This is a genomic window from Leuconostoc sp. BM2, assembly GCF_002095565.1.
Taxonomy (GTDB): Bacteria; Bacillota; Bacilli; order Lactobacillales; family Lactobacillaceae; genus Leuconostoc; species Leuconostoc falkenbergense.
In genome coordinates, this window is record NZ_MOWQ01000066.1 from 1 (window position 1) to 4,018 (window position 4,018).

Here is a 4,018-nt window from a genome sequence, read left to right on the forward strand (position 1 = left end):
AAAAGCGTCATGGTAGTTTCTGCTGCTGGTTCTGGTAAAACAGCTATGATGAGTGAAATGGCTAGATTAACAACCTCACATCACAAAAGAGTGTGGGTTATGGCACATCGAAAAGAATTGATAAATCAAATACGAGATAGCTTTAAGTTTAATGAAGTTGATTTCGAGTATGCGGTTATTAAAACAGTCAAAACTTTGGCTAATAGAATGAATAACATGGAGCCACCTGATTTAATAATTTTTGATGAAGCTCATCATAGTATCGCTAACACATATCGTAAAGTTAGAGATAAATTCCCTAACGTCCCCACAATAGGATTCACAGCAACTCCGTGGCGCATGAGCGGTGTCGGCTTTACAGATATGTATGATGATATTGTTACTGGACCAAGCATACCGTGGTTAATTGAACACGATAAGTTAGCGCCATTTGATTATTATGTTCCGACATTTATTGACATCAATAAGATTAAATTTAATTCTGCTGGTAATGCAACCGCCGATTCTATGCACGAAGCTGTCGGGGATGAGTTAGCAACATTAAATTCAATCTATGATCAATGGAAATTGTTAGCGGAACATGAAAAGACAATCACTTATATGTATTCAGTTGATAGCTCACATGCGATTGTAGATTTGTTTAATCAAAACGGTGTACCATCAGCCCACATTGATAGTAAAACACCAAAGGCTACACGTGATAAAGCTATGCAAGATTTCAAAGAGGGCAAGCTACAAATGCTTTCAAACTATGAATTGTATGGTGAGGGTGTGAATATTCCAGACGCAACCACAGTTATTATGGCGAGACCTACTAAATCATTAGTGTTTTACATTCAAGCTGGTATGCGTTCCATGCGTTATCAACCCAACAAAAAAGCGCTGATATTAGACTTTGTGGGAAACGTTAATCGGTTTGGCTTGCCTGATTACGATCATGATTGGGAAGAATACTTCAAAGGTACTAAAAAGAAAAAGAGCGGTGACTTTGAAGCGCCAGTATCTACATGTGACAATTGTTTCGCGACATTTTACTCAAATGAATGGGTAGATGTACACAGTGGTACTAACGAAGATGGTAAAGAAACGAAATATAAAACGTGTCCTTACTGTGGTGAAGTAACAGAAACGGTTGTTGAACGTGCAGAGAAAAAAGCTGTCGATATTAAGTTGAGTAAAGTAACTGATTTAGACGAGTTTGAGAAAAATCGTTTAGCTGGATTATCAGTTCGACAAGCTAAAACACCAATGCAAAAGTACAAAATTCTGCAATCTCGTTATGAGTTGAAACTGCGAGAAAAAGATGGCTACTTTGCAACAATATTTATGACACCTGATTGGAAAGAGGATTGGTATGAGCCATTCGCAGAACTATCAGGAAAATCAATAGAACAGGTTAAGGCAAACATTAAATGGGCGCATAGCCAAAAATCACTAGAACGTAATAACAAGTTAGATGACTTGAAAATATTTTAAGAAAATAAAGAGGATATAACAATGGGATTTTTAGACTTTGATACAGACGCATTGGCAGAAGTACAACAAACTAACACACGCGGCGGTGTACCAGCAGGAGTTTATGAAGTGATTATCAAATCAGTTCAGGAACGTGCTACAAAGAGTGGTTCAGAAAATACAAACTTTGACTTCGTGATCCGTAACGACATTCAACAACCGCGACAAAATGCTCATATTTTCATTCCATTCTGGCACAGTAAGTTGGAAGAAAAGGAAACACAACAAAAGACTGGTTTATACATTAGCGAACTGAAAGCTGGAAAAACAACATTCTCACTTTCTGACAGTGATTTGAAAGAGGTTAAAAAGGAATTTAACCTTGCATCAGCTTTGAACAATGCTCACTTAAATACAGACGGTAAGGCTTTGCGTGAGTTTAACACTAAAGAAGAAGCAATGAACAGTTTGATTGGTAAGCCATTGCGCATTAAAGTTTCAGCTCGTGACAACGAATATAACGGTGAAACAACTGTTCAAAACAGTTTGTTCCCGAACAACATCACTAAAACATCAGCACCACAAGTAAACCACACTTGGGAGGCTGGTAAAGAACCTGTTGTACCTTCTGGAAGTAATCCATTTGCGGCTAGTGGTAATACAGAAATTGATATTAGTAATGACGACTTACCATTCTGATCGGAGAATTAAATAATGACAGAAACAGTAGTACATGTAACGACTTTAGAGCAGTGGAAGTCGGTTTTAGATGTTTGGTTTAAACAGGGATATGCTTGGCCAGCTGGAGACAAAAAATATAGTGCAGAAATATTTGAAAGTGGTGGAAGATTTTTATTTTTAGGTGATTACATTACTTATAGTATGTCTAATCCTGATTCTAAACCATTTATCGAGTTTTCAGAGTTCATGGAACAACAGAAAGAGGATAACAAAATGGAAAAGGTTTACGAAGTTTCACAATCAGTATTTGACGAATTGCAAAGGATTAAGGCGCACGAAGGTATATCTCTTATTGGAGCGATAACCTTGAATGCACAATTTATAAAATCAATCAATGTTGGTAAAAAAGCTATTCTTAGATATTTAGCTGATGATCCAGCGATCGAGTTCAAGGTTAAAGAGCAATTGTATCGGTTATCAGGAACCGATGAAGACGACGACGAGGTTTATATGACGTTTAACTGCGGAATACCAACATGGACTTATATAAAAGATAATGCTTTCACAGCACCATTAGAAGAAATCAAAAAGTGGCAAACGCCAGCTTGGGAAATTGAGAAGGTGGGAGAATAGTTATGGAATTTAGTTTAATTAGAATACACGAAATTGGTGATTATAACAAAAATAATTTTTTACAGATGATTCGCGAGGTAGATTTACAAAGCGACGAATTTTCACACGCATTATTCATTCGCGACCTAACATGGGAGTATGTAAACCCATGAATCTAGGAGACAAAAAAGTATTTGTAATAGCAACACGCCAATGCCATTATCTCTTTGATTGATGGTTACAGAAAATAGCGATTACCGCCAATGGGTGAAAAGACGTTAGCCCAATATGGAGAAATATTATGAAACTGATTAACGAGAATAATTTAGATGCACTTTCAGACATACCGGATAATAGTATTGATTTGATTTTAACTGATCCGCCATACAATATTTCAAGAAAGAATAATTTCGAGTCTTTAAACAGAGCTGGAATAGATTTCGGTGATTGGGACAAAAACGCTGACTTACTTACTTGGATAGATAAAGTTCCAAGAATCGTTAAAAAAGGTGCATCTATCATAATTTTCAATGCTTGGCGCAATTTAGGTGATATTGCTGAAAGACTGGAGAAAAACGGATTTGTTGTTAAAGATATTATTCGTTGGGAAAAAACTAATCCAATGCCTAGAAACCGCGATAGGCGATATATCGTTGATTATGAATTTGCTATTTGGGCGGTTGAAAAACAAAATAAATGGATTTTTAACAGACAGTCTGACAAGTACGACCGTTCAGAAATTAGAGTACCTATTACAGGCAAGGCTGAAAAGATGTTAGGGAGCCACCCAACGCAGAAACCTATTAAACTCATGGAAGAATTATTGCTACGGCATAGCAATGAACACGCAGTTATATTAGACCCATTTATGGGTTCAGGCTCAACAGGAGTTGCTTGCCAGAATCTTAATCGAGACTTCATCGGTATCGAACTAGATGAAACATATTTTAAAATAGCAGAAAACAGAATCAGAGAAGCACAAACATTAGTTATATAAGGAGACAACATGAGTTATGAAATTTGATGAAGCAATTGAAAGGTTGTCACAGAATATAGATGACAATGGTGGGCAGGAGGCATATCAAGGAGAAGTGATCGGGACTTTGAAATCACTGCGTGATAAATATGCCCCTGATGTAAAAATGACAAGTGAACAAAAAGATTTATTTCTATTTTACAAACACTGTACTTGGTTCAGTGTATTCATAGCTAAGTTAAATGATCCTGAAAATGATCATTATAAATCTCTTCCTAGTTTACAAATATTTAA

6 protein-coding genes are annotated in these 4,018 nt (G+C 36.5%); all 6 read left to right on the forward strand.

The window, feature by feature from the left end:
• Window positions 1-1,476: DEAD/DEAH box helicase family protein (locus tag BMG01_RS10115; protein ID WP_084013484.1), on the forward strand; the 1,476-nt coding region annotated here is incomplete at its 5' end.
• Window positions 1,477-1,497: 21 nt separating this feature from the next.
• Window positions 1,498-2,154 (forward strand): DUF669 domain-containing protein, encoded by a 657-nt coding sequence (locus BMG01_RS10120; RefSeq protein ID WP_004914445.1) that lies wholly within the window; start codon window positions 1,498-1,500, stop codon window positions 2,152-2,154.
• 15 nt (window positions 2,155-2,169) lie between these two features.
• Entirely contained in the window at window positions 2,170-2,769 is a 600-nt protein-coding gene (locus tag BMG01_RS10125; protein WP_004914449.1) for a hypothetical protein, read from the forward strand.
• A gap of 2 nt (window positions 2,770-2,771) precedes the next feature.
• Entirely contained in the window at window positions 2,772-2,921 is a 150-nt protein-coding gene (locus tag BMG01_RS11235) for a hypothetical protein (protein WP_158084728.1), read from the forward strand.
• Window positions 2,922-3,049: 128 nt separating this feature from the next.
• Window positions 3,050-3,745 (forward strand): site-specific DNA-methyltransferase, encoded by a 696-nt coding sequence (locus BMG01_RS10130; RefSeq protein WP_004914452.1) that lies wholly within the window; start codon window positions 3,050-3,052, stop codon window positions 3,743-3,745.
• Between the two features lie 16 nt (window positions 3,746-3,761).
• On the forward strand, window positions 3,762-4,018 hold a 257-nt coding region (locus tag BMG01_RS10135; RefSeq protein WP_143472298.1), incomplete at its 3' end, for a hypothetical protein.

What these genes read in the sequence shown, in the direction of transcription:
- BMG01_RS11235 (WP_158084728.1), top strand. Translation starts at nt 2,772, where the DNA reads ATGGAATTTAGTTTAATTAGAATACACGAAATTGGTGATTATAACAAA.
- BMG01_RS10120 (WP_004914445.1), top strand. Translation starts at nt 1,498, where the DNA reads ATGGGATTTTTAGACTTTGATACAGACGCATTGGCAGAAGTACAACAA.
- BMG01_RS10130 (WP_004914452.1), top strand. Translation starts at nt 3,050, where the DNA reads ATGAAACTGATTAACGAGAATAATTTAGATGCACTTTCAGACATACCG.
- BMG01_RS10125 (WP_004914449.1), top strand. Translation starts at nt 2,170, where the DNA reads ATGACAGAAACAGTAGTACATGTAACGACTTTAGAGCAGTGGAAGTCG.